This is a genomic window from Pseudoalteromonas issachenkonii (genome assembly GCF_002310795.1).
GTDB lineage: Bacteria > Pseudomonadota > Gammaproteobacteria > Enterobacterales > Alteromonadaceae > Pseudoalteromonas > Pseudoalteromonas tetraodonis.
Window position 1 is genome coordinate 3,347,861 of sequence record NZ_CP011030.1, and the last position, 17,502, is coordinate 3,365,362.

A 17,502-nucleotide genomic window follows, 5' to 3' on the forward strand; every position below is an offset into this window, starting at 1 on the left:
GCCATTATTGCTGAGTTAGTTCAAGAGCTTGATTAATTAAATGAAATACAACGTTTTGCTCAATAACACCTTGAGCTAGGTGAGCACCCGGTCCGGTTGCATGCAGTGAAATATCTTCACCTGCGTGTGTTTCAGAGCTCAGTGGTACCGTGGTTTCTTGGTGAAAACCTGGCGTTGTTGTATCAACACCATTTAGCTCAACACGTCCTGCAACCGCAGCTGTTTCATAGCTTGCGTCCGCATCCGTTTCATCGATTAAGTTTCTAAAACCGAGGCCATTTGCATAACCTACTGTGGTGTATGGCATGTTATCAGCAGCTAGCGTTGGTGTAGTTTGCCCTACAGCAACCACTTTACCTAAAATTGGGTTACCACGTTTAGGGTACCCTGCAATAGTAAATACATGGCTGTGGTCAGCTGTAACTAAAATAAGGGTTTCTTCTGGATTGGTGTTATCAACGGCAGCTTGTACTGCTTTTGCAAATTCAATGGTGTCGTTAAGTGCATTGTATGCGTTACCCGCATGGTGAGCATGGTCAATGCGCCCCGACTCAACTGTTAAGAAAAACCCTTTTTCGTTTTTACCCAGTACATCAATGGCTTTGGTGGTCATATCGGTAAGCGATGGCTCGCCTGCTATATCGTTGGCACGGTCAGCTTCGTATTGCATGTGCGATTCATTAAATAAACCAAATACTTTAGTGGCGTCATCGGCAATGCTATTAAAACCGGCTTCATCCATCACATAAGTGCCATTTGGATACTGTGTTTGCCACTCAGTAACAAGGTTACGCTCATCGGTACGATCGCCTTCTACGGCGCTCATAGCGTCAGTAGAATTAGCCGCGGCCTCTTTTGGTAAAAAGTGACGACGGCCGCCACCCATCACAAAATCTAAGCCATCAACATCGGTTCCGACAAAGCGTGCTTCTAGGTTTTTTTCAAAATTAACCAGCTGTGAGGCAATATCTTCACAGCCAGCATTCACTGCTGCCTCAGGCATGTCTGAGATATCTTCCCAGTTGCGATCAGCCGATTTAGCATAGGTTGCCGCAGGCGTTGCATGGGTAATGCGGGCAGTAGAGATAATTCCTGTTGCTAGGCCTTTAATTTCAGCAAGCTCAGTGGCTGTAAGTAACTCATTACCAGCCACCGTTGAGCACTCACCGCGCTCAATATCTTCATCAACACCAATAACACCCACATCGGTTTTTACACCTGAGATCATGGCCGTCATGGTGCCTGCAGAGTCTGGCGTTTGTGCATCCACATTATAGGTTTTAACTTGCGCAGAGTAAGGGAACTGCTCAAAGCTTAAATAGCCTTCTTCGCCAAGCTGATTATTGCGTTGACCTTGTAAAATACGCGCTGCGGTTAAGGTAGAAATACCCATGCCATCGCCTACAAATAAAATAACATTTTTAGCTTTAGTGTTTTTAATTGCCTGCGCTTGCGTTGTTTTTGTTGTTAGTTTTGCTTGGGCAGCGCTGTACCAGCTGCTGTCTTTTTGACTTTGCGGTAAAACATTGGCATGACTAACGGCACTAAACGCACAGGTTAGTGCGATTGCCGCAGCAACTTTTTTAATTTTCATCCGTAATTCCCATTATGTAGTGGTTATTTTTAAAAGTGTGAACACAAAAAACATCAACCGCTGTACTCTAAAAAAGAGTTATGACTAATAAAGGTAATTTTGATGAAGAAAAAATGACGGTGGCAATAAAGCGCAGAAAAAGTGAAAGGATATGGGATTTAAAAAAGCTTAAATCCCATTAAAAAGTTAATGAGTAATATTTATTGCTTTTGCATACGTTGCAGGAGCAAAGCGGATTGTCATAAACAGCATTGCAATTAGCGTTATTACCAACATAAACCAAGATGCTTGATAGCGTGCAGTAACATCGAGTAAAACACCTGCTATATAAGGCACGATAGCGGTAATAATAAAGCCAACACCTTGGACAAACGCAGTGAGTACACCTGCCAATTTTGGATTAGACAAGTGATCGAGCGCCACGGTGAGTGTTAGCGAAAAACAAGCACCTAAACCACACCCTATCATCCCCACCCAAACGTTCATCATAGAATCGGGCATCAATATTAATCCTATAAAACCTATTAGCTGAATCGCAACAGCAAAAAATAACCAAGGTCGCCTGTCTAAGCGGTGTGCTGAAAGTACCGGTGCGCCCAATGCACCAATTACCTGAAAAACAGTCATAACGCCAATAAGCTCCCCACTATTTTGTGCACTCCATCCTAAATCCTGAGCGTAACTAGGTAACCAAGCAATCATGCACGCGTAGCCGCCATTAGCGAGTCCAAAATAGGCAGCAAGTAACCATGCTCGCTGGTTAAAAAATAAATTAAGCTTAATACTATTATGCTTTGCGTCCATCGGCTCCTGCGGCCTTAACCACCAAAGCAACAGAGCAATAACAGGAATGATAAGCCACACTCCAAGCCCTGCTTGCCAACTGCCATAATGCACCGCCACTCGCGGCGTTAATATCGCAGCTATACCACCGCCTGCCATAAGTGAGGCAGAATATACCCCCATAGCTAAAGGAACTCGCTGTGGATACCAACGTTTAACCACTCCTGGAGCCATCGCTTGCACTATTGCAATGCCTGTACCGCCCAATAGCGCACTGATTATTAACGCCCAACCACTGCCAAGCCACAAACGCCAAAAACCAGCTAATGCAATTGCAAACAATCCACCAGCAATCCACGCATTTTCACTTAAATAACGCCCAAGCCAAGGAAGCAATAATGGAAACACACCCATACAAAACATAGGGAGTACGGTTAACAAAGACGCCCCTTGTAAACCAAGCCCAGTGCTTAAACGAATTTCTTCAAGTAATGGGCCGGTAGAGGTAAGCGTGGGTCGTAAGGTCATTGCGAGCACAGCAATGATTAACATTGGCCAAAAAAGCGAAAGCGCCGATGCATAAGAAGAAGTAGAAGTGCTGTGATTACTCATCAATAAAAACCATCCTTAATAACCAAAAAAAGCCGGCGCTTAGCGCCGACTGTTTATATAAAAAGTATTATAAAACGTTTAGAAAGGCTTGTAAGGTAAGAACTTACCATCAAGCGTAATTACAGCACGTGAGCCACCTTCAGGATCTTCAACTTTTTTCATATCTACTTTAAAATTAATTGCACTAATAATACCGTCGCCAAACTGCTCATGAACTAATGCCTTAAACGTTGTACCGTATACTTGCATCATTTCATAAAAACGGTAAATAGTCGGATCGGTTGGCATATTGTTTTCGACACTACCACGTAGTGGAATAGCTTTAAGTAACTCAACCGCACTTGCATCAAGGCCCAGCGTTTGTGCCACTTTTTCAGCGGCTTCTGCAGGCAATGGGTGCTGGCCTAATAAAGCCGCCGTCACGTAAACGTCGCTTAAACCTGTGCCCTCTGCAATTTGTTCAAACGACAGATTTTTTTCTGCTTTTGCAGCAATAATTATATCGGTTAATGCTAGGCGCGCCGTGTTGCTCACTTGAGATTGGATCATAATAGTACCTCTTACAATGGTTGGTTATACAGCTACAGGAAGCTGAATTGGATATGCACGAACATCGGTATGTTCGACAAGGGAAACAAACGTATTCGTTGCGCCATTTAAAGCTTCAATGCCGCCAGATTCGATATCATAAACCCAGCCATGTAATGCCAAGCGACCTTCGCCAAGCGCAAGACGCACCGATGGGTGAGTTTTAATGTTTTCTAGTTGTGCAATCACATTTTCGCGTACCATAGCTTCAATGCGATCACGTTCATTTGCGTGATTGCGCGCTTCATTAACAATACGAGCTGAGTCGGCATAGCGCAGCCAACTGCCAACAGCAGGCATGTGATCCATGCACTTACAGGTTGCTATTGCCGTCATTGCTCCGCAATCAGAATGGCCGCAAATAACCACATCGGTTACTTGCAGTGCAGTAACTGCATATTCAACTGATGCAGAAACCCCGCCAGGCTCAGGCCCATAAGATGGAACGATGTTTCCGGCATTGCGAATAACAAATAATCCACCAGGTTCACGTTGTGTTACGAGCTCAGGCACTAAACGACTGTCAGAACATGAAATAAACAAAGTCCGTGGATTTTGCTTAGTAGCCAAATTTTTAAATAAATCGGCACGCTCTGGGTATGCATCACTTTGAAACTTTAAAAAACCTTCAATGATATCTTTCATAACGGGTGTCTCTATATTGTCGATGAGGTGAATATTACGCCCGCTTTTTAATAAGGTAAAAGACTGGTATATTATGATACCGATAAGAAATACTTATAGTTAGCTATGATACTTCGCCATATCAATTACTTTTTGGCCGTTGCCAAACACAAAAACTTCACCAAAGCAGCAGCGTCCTTATATGTATCTCAACCTGCGTTGTCGCAACAAATTAAACAACTTGAAGAAACCCTCGGTGCACCTTTATTTGACCGCTCAGGGCGCAGCGTAAAATTAACTGATGCAGGTGAGGTATATGCTCGTTATGCACACAGAGCCTTGCAGGATTTAGAAGAAGGTAAGCGGGCGATTCATGATGTACAAAACCTCAGCCGGGGGGCATTGCGAGTGGCCATTACGCCGACGTTTACTACTTATTTTATTGGGCCATTAGTCAACGCATTTCATCAGCACTACCCCAACATCACCTTAAGCATGGAAGAAATGTCGCAAGAACGCATGGAAAATCGTTTGTTAGATGATGAGTTTGATGTAGGTATAGCCTTTGAAGGCAACCATAGTGCAGACATACACGCCCAAACTTTATTACAAGAGACGCTCGCTTTAGTAGTAAATAAACACCATGCTTTAGCTAGCAAACACCGTATTGACCTGAGCACTTTAAATGAACAATCACTGGTGCTGCTCAGTAATGAGTTTGCAACTCGCGAACAAATTGAACGTCATTGTCGCCAACACAAGGTGCAGCCTAATGTACTTATGGAAGCCAATTCACTCAGTGCCGTTATTGAAATAGTGCGCCATACACAACTAGCTACTTTGCTTCCCTCTAACATAGCGAGTAAACACGAAGAGTTAGTTGCCATTACTCTTGCACCTTCATTATTAAAACGTACCGCGGTGTTACTACAGCGACAAGATGCTTACCAAAGTGCCGCAACAGCCGCTTTTATAGAGCTGGCTCACAGCACCGCTGAGGCAATAAGCTCAAACATATAACGATAAAACTAAAAGCCGCTCAGTTTATGAATGTCGTGCTTGAGCATAAGCCAGCTATTGCCTACAATAGCGCATAATTAATTCAACGCAGATCACCAATATGACTGATACAAACAAACCAGAATTACCAAATCAACTGTCTATCAACCCACGTAGCAAATTTTATGTAGAAGAAGTATTTGAGCATGAAATCGGTATTACACTTAACGGTAAAGAGCGTTTTGACGTTGAAGAATACTGCATCAGCGAAGGTTGGATAAAAGTAGCGGCACCTAAAGCGCTAGACCGTCGCGGCCAGCCATTACTTATGAAAGTAAAAGGCACTGTAGAAGCGTTTTACAAGTAATAGCTTACTTGTAAAAAGAAAAGCGACACCTTACTGGGTAGTCGCTTTTTTTGTGCCTTTTAAAAACAGCTTTAACATGTTGAACTTTTTTCATACTCAACCTGATGAAGTTTCATTATGAATTTTCAAAAAGTATGTTTGAATAGCTTTAATTATTTAGACGTATAGAAGTCCATTGTGAGCAAGTTAATAATATTAGATGGCGGTATGGGGCGTGAACTTAAACGCATGGGCGCGCCATTTTCACAGCCACTTTGGAGTGCACAAGCTTTAATAGAAGCACCACAATGCGTAACTCAAGCGCATCAAGCTTTTATAAATGCGGGGGCTGAAATAATTACCGTTAACAGCTATGCCTGTGTACCTTTTCACTTAGGTGAAACGCTTTACCAAGCACAAGGTGCTGCGCTTGCTGAGCAGGCAGCGGTTATTGCAAAAAAGGTGGCTCAAAACGCAAAGCAAACGGTACTCGTTGCCGGCTCACTGCCTCCTGCCTTTGGCTCGTATCGTGCTGATTTTTTCCAAAGTGATCGCGCATTTACTATTTTAAATACCCTGTATAAAGCACAAGACGAATATGTCGATGTTTGGATTGGTGAAACCATATCAAACATTGAAGAAGCGCGGGTTATGGCAAGGGTGCTTAAGAATTCAAACAAACCATGTTATTACGCATTTACCTTAAATGATGAAGTAAGCGAACAAGCGACATTGCGCTCTGGTGAATTAGTATCCGACGCTATCTTAGCATTACTCGAACATAATATAGCGGGCATATTCTTTAACTGCTCTATCCCTGAGGTTATTGAACAAGCGCTACGCGACACAAATACTGTACTAAAGCAGCAAAATAAGCACCTTGATTTAGGAGCCTTTGCGAATGGCTTTACCCCTATTGCCAGCGATTATAAAGCCAATGAAGGCTCGCAAGGTTACCGCGACTTATCACCCGCTGAGTATGTAGCGTTTGCAAAGCAATGGCATAGCCTAGGCGCAACAATTATTGGCGGCTGCTGTGGTATTGGCCCCGAATTCATAGCAGCGCTGGTAAAGTGGAAAAGCGATATTGAAGCGCTTTAATATCATTTATTTAATTACAAAAGTATCGAGAATCCCTTTCGAGCTTATTGACTGGTTCCCAATACCCAATCGAGCCCTTGTATTGCTGTGGTTGGGAATGCGGTGGCATGCTGCGCTCCCTCAATAACAACACTTTTTAATTTTATATTATCACTATTAAGCGCGTTAATTTTTTGCACAAGTTGCGCTGCGCCTTCAACCATATTTTGCCCTTCACCAAAGGCTGGCGTTTCCTTTGCCCCAACAGATACATAAACCTTTATTGGCATTTGGGGCTTATTCGCTTTTAACGCTAGCAGTGCATTGTTATCAAACCAAACCGACGGGCTGCCAATAATATAATTGCTAAATAAATCAGGTGCTGTAAATAAAATAGTGGCGCCAAATAAGCCGCCTAGCGAGTTACCTATATACGTTCTTTGCGTGTTGCTTGCTCGGTAATTTTTTTCGATAAAAGTAAATACCGTACTTTGCAAAAACGTAGCGTGCCCTTTGGCATTACCCGTTTGCTTCTTCCAATTTTGAGTCTGAGTCGGTGTGTAATCCCTAATTCGACTATTAGATCCTCTCGAGCCTTTTTCATAGCCAATCGCCACAATAATAGCCTGTTGCATCTTGCCGCTATTCATTGGAAACCGTGTGGCTCCGGCAACGATAGGAAATGCATACGGCGCATCGGTTAAATAAATAACAGGATACGTTTTATTAGGCTGCTCTGAATATGACTTAGGCAATTGAATAAAAATAGAATAAACACGCTTAGTTGAGGGCTCCGTAAGCTCTACAACAGTACTTCTGGGGATTTCGTAAGGGGTATTTGCGCTTAATTTAAAACAGATGAAAACACAAAGTAACAGCAAAAGCTTTAAAGCAGTATTCACTAAATTAGTTTACCTAAAAAACGATATTTATAATTACAATGCCACATAGTCGCTATGTTTAACACTGGCAGTGTTAAACAAGTTGGTCTGATTTATCACCTGAACAGCGGCATTTTTCGTTATTTTTTTTAAAACACTGTTGGTAGTTAAACCAATGGGCTAATGCGATAAAAGCGGAGCCAATTAAAGTGAGTGCTTTTTCGGCCTCTTCTTGACCTAGCAATACTGCAATTATCAAAAAAGCTAGACCAACAACTCCACACGCCATATAACGTGTACGTTTGTGCTTTTTACAGCCTAAGCTTAAAGCTAATAAGCTTGTTGGTAATACTGCAGCAAGAACCCATAAGTGAAACTGTTCACCATTTATTTGTAGTACAGCAAAGCTTGGCAACAGCGCTAAAATAACCGGTGTTGCAAAACAATGCACCGTGCACATTAACGAAAGCCCAATGGCAAACTTGTCTGCTGTCGTTTGAGTCAGCTTCATTATTTATCCTTCTTTTTAATTGTGTTAGCGGTACTTTGCTGGCACCCAAAACAAACACCTGAGATTTCTAATTGCGAAGTTGCTGGCGTAAACCCTTTCATTTTCAGTTCCCTAAACAAAGATTTAACCGAATTGTTAAGGTCATTCACCTCACTTGCTTTATTACAAGAGCTACAAATTAAAAACATCGATAGTTGATGCTCTCTATCATCATTAACGTGACTGCACGGTATAAACTTATTTTCTAACTTTAATCTATGTACCAGACCTACCGACTCTAAAAAACCTAATATCCGATAAACGGACATTGCCAAAATCGGTGTATTTATTTGCTTATTAAATTGATCTGTTAACTCATAAGCAGACAAAGGTTTATTTGCTTTCAATAGAATTTCAAATACCTGCTGACGTTTTGGCGTTAATTTTTTTTCAAAGGCTTCACATCTTTTTATCGCAAAACCCATCATCTCTTTAAATTGCTGCTTATTCATATTACCCACTCTAATGTAGTGGGCTGATGTTTTAACTTTGCCATCCTTGTTGCTCAATGCCTCCGCTGTGGTTTTACCTAAAAATTTATTAACTAGAGCTAAATAAATGTAACAACTAACTTTTGCTTTACAGCAAACAGATCCCCCACGAACAACACCTAAACAATGACAGAAACACTTAAAGCACTGAATTTAAATAAATTTAATTTAAATTATGTAGATGAAGCAGCCAAATTATATATCCTGAGTGATTTTTAGTTAATTAACTATTGATACAATATAACATTTCAAGCACAATTGATACAATATAACATTCGCAAAGGAATACAAATGACACGAAAATCTCAATTAGCTTTGTTTATAGCAGCCCTACTACCAACAAATGCGCTTGCAAATACCATCGAAGGTGTTGTTCTAAACAACCAAGGTAAAGTTGTGACCAACGCAACTGTAGAAGTTGAAGGCTCAGATATAACAGCAGTAACAGATGCAAGCGGTAAGTTCGTAATAACTGATTTAAAAAGTGGTTTAAAAGAACTTCATATTACCGCCCCTGGTTATGCCCATCTGCATCGAGATATCACATTTAGTGATGATAAAAGCCAATCAATTACCTTTAACTTAGAACGTTCACCCATTGAAGTAATTGATATTGAAGCGACGCCTATTCACATGTCGGCAATGGAATCCGCGTCTCCCGTTAGCGTGTTATCTGGCGAACAATTAAGACGGCAGCAAGCTGCAACCCTTGGCGATAGCCTTGAAAAACTCCCGGGGGTTAATACTAACTTTCATGCAAAAGTAGCCAGTACACCTATTATTCGTGGCTTAAGCGGGCCGCGTGTTCTAATTACTCAAAATGGCCTTGATGTCAGTGATGTTTCGCGCGTTGGCCCTGATCACTCCGTTGCATCAGAGGCATCAACCGCAAAACAAATCGAAGTATTACGTGGCCCTGCCACATTATTTTATGGCAGCGGCGCCATTGGTGGTGTGGTTAATGTAGTTGATAATCGGGTGCCTACCGACAGCACAACTCGCGGCGAATGGAACCTTGAGCACAACTCTGTTGATAATCAAAAAGTAGCCTCGTTTAACGCCACTACAGGAACTGATTCCTTTGCATTTTATGCCGACGCCTTTTGGCGTGAAGCCGATGACTATGAAATACCCGTGGCCGCTGAATTAGCCCATGATGACCATAACCATGAAGAACATAGTGGCGATTACACCGTTGCAAATAGTAATGAAGAGTCTGACGGCTTTACCTTAGGTACTAGCTATCTATTTGATCAAGGTTTTGTAGGTATAGCTGTTGAGCAATTTAATCGTCAATACGGCATTCCAGGCCACACCCATGGTGGCGAAGATGTTAATAGCGCTGAGGAAAGCGTATATGCCGACTTAGAGCAAACTAAAGTGCAGTTGCTAGGTGAATATAACCTTGATAACAAATGGCTTAATAGAGTAAACCTGCGCGCAGGTTTTACAGATTACGAACATGCTGAAATTGAACATGGCGCAGTGGGTACCACGTTTGAAAATGAAACCAATGAGTTACGCGTAGACTTAATGCATAACCCGTTTGCGCAGTGGAATGGTGGTTTGAGCTTTCATTACAAACACAGTGATGTTGAAGCGCAAGGCTCAGAGGCATTCACACCACCGTCACAAACACAAAGCTTTGCTATAGCACTGATGGAAGAAAAACACTTTGGTGACTTTTTAGTGCAATTAGGTGGCCGAGTTGAACGGGTAACCATCGATGCTGATAACGTGTTACTACCTAACATTGATGCACACGCACACAATGACACCGATGTTCATGACGATCATGCTCATGAAGAACATGCCGGCAATACTCGCGTATTTGACGTAGAACAAGAATTCACTCCTGTCAGTTTATCAACAGGTGTCGTGTGGGATTTTGCACCTAGCTACAACTTAGGCTTGTCGGTATCACGTTCTGAGCGTGCTCCTTCGGTGTCTGAGCTATTATCATTCGGCCCTCACATTGGAACTGGTACTTATGAAGTAGGCGCACTATTTGATATTCATGAAGACGGACATTTTGGTTTATCTGAGCAAGCGCTTGACCTAGAAACAGCAAACAATATTGATTTAACGTTTCGTAAAACCCAAGGTGATATCGGTTTCATTCTTAATGCTTTCTACAACCAAGTCGACAATTATTATTACCAAATCGACACAGGCCTATACGCCGAAAGCGGCCACGACCATGGTGATGAGCATAATCATGACCACGGTGACGAGCATGATCACTCATCTGAACTCCCAGTTTATTTATTTAAAACAGATGACGTAATTTTGCATGGCTTTGAAGCCCAATTTGCATGGCAGTTAACCGATGAGTTTAAAGTTGATTTATTCTCAGATTACGTTCGCGCCCGCCTTAAAGACGGTGGCGATTTACCACGCACACCACCGCTACGTTTTGGTACTGAGTTTAGCTACCAAACAAATAAGCTGAGTGCGCACCTTCACGTAACTCGTTATCAAGAACAAGACCGTACCGCGCCAGAAGAAACAACCACAAACGGCTACACAATACTTGATGCCAGCGTTTCATATGACTTATCAGTGCTAAATCAAGATGTGTCTGTGTACCTACGAGGCACTAACTTAACAGACACAGAAGCGCGCGTGCATAGCTCATTTTTAAAGAATATAGCGCCACGTCCAGGTCGTAGCTTTGCGTTAGGTATTCGCGGTTATTTTTAAGCGCTAAAAAATTATAAATAAAGGAAATTATCATGACTAAACTATTCAAATTAAAATTAATTGCACTGGCAATAAGCAGCACATTAATCACCGCTTGTGGTGATGCAGAAACAAACATTGTTGAAAAAGACCCAATAGAAGTACCTGATGACGGCCACGATCATGGCGATGGTGGCGACCACGGTGATGAATACACTATTGATTCATTAGGTAGGCTTGCGATACTTGCTGGCGATAGCAACGAAGCGAACTTTTTCGACTTAGACGACAATGAGCTTCTTGATACATTTACTCTTACTAATGATTCAAACACGCTATCGTCGTCGCCTGACTTTCGTTATGCCGTGATTGCTAGCCGCGCTCAAGATTACCTCGGCTTTATAGACGGTGGCTTATGGCGTGAAGATCACGGCGCACACCTTCATGATTACAAACAAAGCCCTGAGTTTAGCAGTTATGAGCTAACTAGCGGCAGTCGCCCTACTCACTTGGTAAAGCACGATGGTAAATTAGCGGTATTTTACGATGGTGATGCAGCATCAGGCACAACTGCGTCTGTTGAAGTATTAACAGATAACGACATAACAAACGCAACAGCGGCCCTACCTGGTATTAGTTACGACATTAATATGCATGGTGTAGCAGAACCTCGTGGAGAGCATTTATTAGCGACCATTCGTCGCGATGATGCCGAAAGTACATCAAACGCTAAAATTTTGCCGGATCAGGTAGGTGTTTATCACTTTCATGATGGCGAATACGAACTTGAACAAACGTTAGAGTTAACATGCCCTGATTTGCACGGCGCAGCACAAAACCATGATTACGTAGCGTTCGGCTGTAGTGACGGTGTGCTATTAGCCCACCAGCATGATGACGAATACCACGCTGAAAAAGTAATAAATATTGATGCCGTCGGCGACTTACGCATTGGTAGTATATACGGCCATGAGGGCAGCGAAACCTTTATTGGTGTTGCATCTGGTCACGGCGGCGGCCCTGCTGTGATTGTGAGTATAAATCCTGCGAAAGCTGAAATGGAAGAATTTGAATGGCAACTAGCCGATGGCGCAAGCGCTGTTTCTTACTCTTTCTCAGCGAATGGCGAGCACTTTTTAGTTTTAGACAGCCTAGGCTTTTTAAATGTGCTTGAGGCGCATGCGCACGACGATCACATACACTGGGAGCTAGCAGGTCAAGTTGATATCACGCAAGAAGACGTAACAACTATGCCTGAAGGCATGAAGTTTAGTATTACAGTAGCGCAAAATGGTCAGTTTGCTTACGTAGCCGACCCAATAGCCCAACACGTTGTGCAAGTACACTTAGAAGACTTAGAGATTGAAGGCGAGTTAGAACTTACATTCCCACCAGCGGCTATCACTTGGTTAGGTATTGCAGAAAAAGAACACGAACATTAATTTCATATCCGTATTTACTTAAAGGTTGGCGCTTTTTGCCAACCTTTTTTATTCACATTTTGTAACAGACCTTTTATCGTAAGTGCATCGCTATTTTGCACCTTATTGTTATGATGGGATAGCTATTAATATAGGACGTAATTCCATGAAAAAACTAACAACATTGGCTCTTGCCTTGGCTGCAGCAATCGCGCCGGGTGTATCGGCCTATGAGACTAAAGACACTCGTTTACTCCGCTTTCCAGATATCCATAACCAAACCGTTACCTTTGTCTACAGTGGCGATATTTATATTGCGAATACGCAAACAGGCGAAAGCAAACGCTTAACCGACCATATTGGATTTGAAACATTTCCTAAGTTTTCCCCTGACGGTAAGCGCATTGCATTTTCAGCCGAGTATAACGGTAGCCGACAAATTTATGTGATCAACAGTGACGGTTCAAACCTAAAGCAACTTACTTATTATAATGACGTTGGCCCAATGCCACCGCGTGGAGGTTTTGATTACCGCGTTTTAGATTGGACCGCCGATGGTAAAAATGTGGTATTTAGAGCTAACCGCACACCATGGGGAAAACGTATGGGCCGCCCTTACATGGTTCCTGCAGATGGCGGACTTGAACAGCCATTAGTGATTCCAGAAACTGGTGGCGGCATGCTATCTCCAGATGGCAGCAAATATGTTTATACGCCAATTGACCGAGAGTTTCGTACGTGGAAACGTACTCGTGGTGGTCGTGCGCAAGATGTATGGATTTATGATTTAGAAAAAAACACCTCAGAACAACTAACTACAAACCGTGCAACCGACCAGCAACCAACTTGGGTTGGTGACAATATTTACTTTGTGTCTGACCGTGATTACACGCTAAACCTTTACCAGTACCGCAAAGGCAGCGAACCAAAAAAACTTACCAACTATAAAAACTTTGACGTACTTTGGCCTTCAGCTGGCCCAAATGCGATTGTTTATGAAAACGGCGGTTATTTATATCGCTTTGACGCAAAAACACAAAAAAGCGCTAAGCTAAGCATTAACATTGCTGGCGTGCGCCAATACGCAATGCCGTATAGCAAAAATGTTAGCGATTTTATTGATTCTATGTCGCTCTCTCACGATGGTAAACGTGCTGTATTTACTGCCCGTGGTGAGTTGTTTAGTGTACCAATTAAACAAGGGCCTACACGCAACTTATCTTACACAGAAAAAAGCCGCGAAATAGATGCAAGCTGGTCACCAAATGGGCGCTACATAGCCTACATGAGCGATGAAAGCGGCGAGTACGAAATTTACTTAAAAGATCGCAGTAAAAATAATGCTATTAAGCAACTCACTAGCAATGGCACTATTTGGCGCTTTACGCCTATTTGGTCACCAGATAGCTCTAAATTGTTGTTTTCAGATAAAAACAACACACTTTGGTGGTTAGATGCAAAATCGGGCAAGCAACACAAAATTGATACCGGTATTTACGACGAAGACGGCATTACTCAATATACTTGGTCGCCTAACAGCCAAGACATTGTATTTGTTAAAAATAATGAAAACCGTTATACCTCGCTATGGCACTACAACCTTAAAAAGAAAAAGGTAACGCGCTTAACAGACGAAATGAGTAATGAGCAAAACCCTACTTTTTCGCCTGATGGTCAATATCTTTACTTTAGCTCAGAGCGCGACTTTAACCTGGCATTTAGTAGCTACGAGTTTGATTACATGTTTAATCGTGCAACTCGTATTTATGCAGCTGCAGTAAACGATAGTGTTAAACCGCTTATTGCCTTACAAAGTGACGAAGCCACGATTGTCCAAGATAAAGAAGATGAAAAAGAAGACGACAAAAAAGTTAAAAATGCACTGCAAAGCAATGACTTTATGCAACGTGTTACCGCACTTAATGCCCCTGCGGGCGATTACCGTGGCTTAACCGCAGTAAAAGACGGCGTACTGACTCTTGCTAATGGCGGTTTACAGCTAATAGGCACCGATCACAACAGTGAGCTAGAAATAGTCGCCAAAGGCGTTAGTAATTACACCATTTCAAGCAATAGCGAACACCTACTTGTACATACAGATGGCGGTTACAGCTTAATTGAACCTAAGCCAAAACAAGATTTAGACGCAAATAAGCTCGATTTAAGCAAAATGACGCTTAAAATTAATCCGCAAGCAGAGTGGCAACAAATGTATGTAGAAGGTTGGCGCACACTGCGCGATTGGTTCTACGACGAAAACCATCACGGACAAGATTGGGATGCTATTTTAGCTAAATACCAACCTATGGCTGATGCCATTAGCCATCGTAGCGACCTTGATTATGTTCTTAGCGAAATTGCCGGTGAAATTAACTCTGGCCATATTTATGTGCAGTCGGGTGATATGCCTAAAGCAGAGCGTAAAAACCATGGTTTATTAGGCGCTAAGCTTGCAAGCGACCCATCTGGTTATGTAAAAATAGAACAAATCTTTAAAGGTGAAAACTGGCATGACGATTTCCGTTCACCGCTTGGCACCACAGGTGTAAAAGCACATAACGGCGATTACATTATTGCGGTAAATGGCCGCTCAGTTAAAGACGTTGCTAACTTTTACGAACTCCTTGAAAACACCCAAGGCGAGCAAGTAGAGCTAGTGCTAAACAACAAGCCGCGTAGCAAAGGCGCATGGCAAATAACTGTAAAACCGATAGCAAGTGAGCAAGGTCTACGTTATTTAAACTGGGTTAATTCGCGTGCAGCCTACGTTGATAAGCTATCAAATGGGCGTATTGGCTATGTGCACCTGCCAAATACAGCCTATGAGGGCAATCGCGCCATGTTTAAAAACTACATGCCGCAAACAACCAAAGATGCCATGATTATTGATGACCGTTACAATGGCGGCGGTTTTATTCCTGAGCATATGATCACTTGGCTTGCGCGTAAACCGCTTAACTATTGGAAACGCCGTGGTATAGAACCAACTAAAACACCGCAGTTTGCACACAATGGTCCTAAAGCCATGCTAATAAATGGCTATTCAAGTTCTGGTGGTGACGCAATTCCTTACTACTTCCGCCAAGCTGGTCTAGGTAAGCTAATTGGTACCCGTACATGGGGTGGTTTAATTGGTATTTCTGGTAACCCAAGCCTTGTAGACGGCGGGCAAGTAATTGCTGCTACATTCCGTATTTTAGATACAAAAGGTAACTGGATCATAGAAAACGAAGGTGTTGCACCAGATATTAAAGTAATCGACCGCCCAGAGCTTATTTATAAAGGCCAAGACCCATCAATAGAGCGTGCTGTACAAGAGTTATTAAAGGAGCTTAAAGAAAACCCTAAACAACCCTTAGTGATACCACCAGCACCTTCTAAGTTTTAATTTGCTGCATAGCTAAACAAGCTAATACCAATAAAAAACCCTGCAAATTTGCAGGGTTTTTAATAATTCGAGTTTAATGACTTATATGTATTAAGGCTTATCTTTTTCTCCAGCCGCTCCATACGTCATCTTCTTGGTTGGATTTTTTCTTCTTTTTCTTACCTGTGCCTTCAGGCTTTGCCATTGGCTTATCGTTTTTAAGTGCTTGTGCTGCATCGAGGTTTGCCTGATTTACAGTAAAGCCTGCTACCTCTTCGCGCTCTAAGCGAAGTTTGTTTTTCTTTTCGATAATTTTAAAGTGATGAAAGTCTTCATAATCAATCAGTGATAACGCTAAACCTACTTCACCGGCACGGCCACTTCGGCCAATACGATGCATGTAATCAGCAGGGCTGCGCGGTAAGTTAAAGTTAATTACAACAGGCAGTTTGGCAATATCTAAACCACGGGCTGCAATATCGGTAGCAATTAGTACTTCTATTTCGCCAGCTTTAAATTTTTCAATTACGCGAGTACGCTCACTTTGGCCTTTATCACCATGGAATACTTGTGCGTTCACGCCGCGTTTTTCAAGCTTGCTGGCTAAGTGCTCACAGTCTTTTTTAGCATTGACAAAAATCAGCGCTTGGCGCCATTTATGCTGCTTAATTAAATGCGCCAAAACCGTGGTTTTTTCACCTTTATTAACCGTAAATACACGCTGTACTAAAGTGCTTTCGTCTTTGCTTTGAACTTGTATTTCAACAGGATTGGTTAACAGCTCTTGCGTTAATTGTGTGACTTGCTCTGGGAAAGTCGCTGAAAACAACATGGTTTGCTTTTTAGCCGGCATTAATGCCAACAGCTCAGCAAGCTCTTCAGTAAAGCCAAGGCTTAACATGCGGTCAGCTTCGTCAAGCACTAAGGTTGAAACTTTATCCAGCTTAATGGCATTACTTGAGATCAAATCAAGCAAACGTCCAGGGGTTGCCACGATAATATCGGCACCGCCACGTAGTGCCTGCATTTGGGTATTAACCGATACACCGCCAAACACCGCTACCGTTTTAATCGCGCCATTAAAGTTTGCAGAGTATGATTTAACACTATCAGCCACCTGCGTTGCCAGCTCACGAGTAGGCACCAAAATTAGCCCTGAAACAAAATTACCTTTGCTCGGCGTTTTATTCGCGCCTTTTGCTAAAAATAGCGTTTGTAGCATAGGCAAAGCAAAGGTTGCTGTTTTACCTGAGCCGGTATTTGCCCCCGCAATTAAGTCACTCCCCGCCAAGATACTTGGAATTGCTTTTGCCTGAATCGGCGTAGGTTGCGAGTATTCAAGATCAGACAAACGAGCAATTAGCTCTGGAATAAGGCCAAGTTCGTTGAAATTACTAGGATTTGCGGCTGAGGTCATAAAAGGTGCGGGCTCATTGCTAAAAATAGCCTGTAATTTTAGCGTATTTAGCAACTATTAAGTAGAG

At 42.5% G+C, this 17,502-nt stretch carries 14 protein-coding genes; 6 read left to right on the top strand and 8 right to left on the bottom strand.

Annotated elements, in window-relative coordinates:
• Positions 1-4: 4 nt before the first annotated feature.
• The 4 genes from PISS_RS15525 to PISS_RS15540 all read right to left on the bottom strand — a co-directional run bounded on the left by PISS_RS15525 (position 5) and on the right by PISS_RS15540 (position 4,222).
• Entirely contained in the window at positions 5-1,594 is a 1,590-nt protein-coding gene (locus PISS_RS15525; protein WP_028834721.1) for an alkaline phosphatase, read from the bottom strand.
• A gap of 186 nt (positions 1,595-1,780) precedes the next feature.
• On the bottom strand, positions 1,781-2,989 hold the full coding sequence (locus PISS_RS15530; RefSeq protein WP_058155406.1) for a CynX/NimT family MFS transporter: 1,209 nt from the start codon (positions 2,987-2,989) through the stop codon (positions 1,781-1,783).
• Positions 2,990-3,067: 78 nt separating this feature from the next.
• Entirely contained in the window at positions 3,068-3,538 is a 471-nt protein-coding gene (gene cynS, locus PISS_RS15535) for a cyanase (protein WP_028834723.1), read from the bottom strand.
• A gap of 24 nt (positions 3,539-3,562) precedes the next feature.
• Entirely contained in the window at positions 3,563-4,222 is a 660-nt protein-coding gene (locus tag PISS_RS15540; protein WP_058155407.1) for a carbonic anhydrase, read from the bottom strand.
• A gap of 105 nt (positions 4,223-4,327) precedes the next feature.
• Here PISS_RS15540 and cynR point away from each other — a divergent pair, with 105 nt between their 5' ends.
• The 3 genes from cynR (at position 4,328) to PISS_RS15555 (ending at position 6,647) form a co-directional block, all read left to right on the top strand.
• On the top strand, positions 4,328-5,221 hold the full coding sequence (cynR, locus tag PISS_RS15545) for a transcriptional regulator CynR (RefSeq protein ID WP_058155409.1): 894 nt from the start codon (positions 4,328-4,330) through the stop codon (positions 5,219-5,221).
• A gap of 100 nt (positions 5,222-5,321) precedes the next feature.
• Positions 5,322-5,567 carry a DUF3297 family protein gene (locus tag PISS_RS15550; protein WP_008112798.1) on the top strand — a complete coding sequence of 82 codons (246 nt, stop codon included), beginning with the start codon at positions 5,322-5,324 and terminating at the stop codon, positions 5,565-5,567.
• 177 nt (positions 5,568-5,744) lie between these two features.
• Entirely contained in the window at positions 5,745-6,647 is a 903-nt protein-coding gene (locus tag PISS_RS15555; protein ID WP_058155411.1) for a homocysteine S-methyltransferase family protein, read from the top strand.
• Between the two features lie 44 nt (positions 6,648-6,691).
• Here PISS_RS15555 and PISS_RS15560 read toward each other — a convergent pair whose 3' ends face one another.
• The 3 genes from PISS_RS15560 to PISS_RS15570 form a co-directional block, all read right to left on the bottom strand.
• Positions 6,692-7,528, bottom strand: a complete 837-nt coding sequence (locus tag PISS_RS15560; protein ID WP_058155413.1) for an alpha/beta hydrolase — start codon at positions 7,526-7,528, stop codon at positions 6,692-6,694.
• 73 nt (positions 7,529-7,601) lie between these two features.
• Positions 7,602-8,018 carry a MerC domain-containing protein gene (locus PISS_RS15565; protein ID WP_033103579.1) on the bottom strand — a complete coding sequence of 139 codons (417 nt, stop codon included), beginning with the start codon at positions 8,016-8,018 and terminating at the stop codon, positions 7,602-7,604.
• Positions 8,018-8,509, bottom strand: a complete 492-nt coding sequence (locus PISS_RS15570) for a Fur family transcriptional regulator (RefSeq protein WP_033103593.1) — start codon at positions 8,507-8,509, stop codon at positions 8,018-8,020. The genes PISS_RS15565 and PISS_RS15570 overlap by 1 nt, the downstream gene beginning before the upstream one ends.
• 330 nt (positions 8,510-8,839) lie before the next feature.
• Here PISS_RS15570 and PISS_RS15575 point away from each other — a divergent pair, with 330 nt between their 5' ends.
• From PISS_RS15575 to PISS_RS15585, 3 genes are all read left to right on the top strand, one after another.
• Complete coding sequence (locus PISS_RS15575) at positions 8,840-11,251, top strand: TonB-dependent receptor (protein ID WP_058155414.1); 2,412 nt, start codon at positions 8,840-8,842, stop codon at positions 11,249-11,251.
• Between the two features lie 32 nt (positions 11,252-11,283).
• A complete protein-coding gene (locus PISS_RS15580) occupies positions 11,284-12,672 on the top strand; it encodes a hypothetical protein (RefSeq protein ID WP_058155417.1) in 1,389 nt (462 codons plus the stop codon).
• A gap of 145 nt (positions 12,673-12,817) precedes the next feature.
• Positions 12,818-16,039 carry a S41 family peptidase gene (locus tag PISS_RS15585; protein WP_083494669.1) on the top strand — a complete coding sequence of 1,074 codons (3,222 nt, stop codon included), beginning with the start codon at positions 12,818-12,820 and terminating at the stop codon, positions 16,037-16,039.
• A 97-nt stretch (positions 16,040-16,136) separates the two neighbouring features.
• Here PISS_RS15585 and PISS_RS15590 read toward each other — a convergent pair whose 3' ends face one another.
• Positions 16,137-17,435 carry a DEAD/DEAH box helicase gene (locus PISS_RS15590; protein ID WP_058155419.1) on the bottom strand — a complete coding sequence of 433 codons (1,299 nt, stop codon included), beginning with the start codon at positions 17,433-17,435 and terminating at the stop codon, positions 16,137-16,139.
• Between the last annotated feature and the right edge of the window lie 67 nt (positions 17,436-17,502).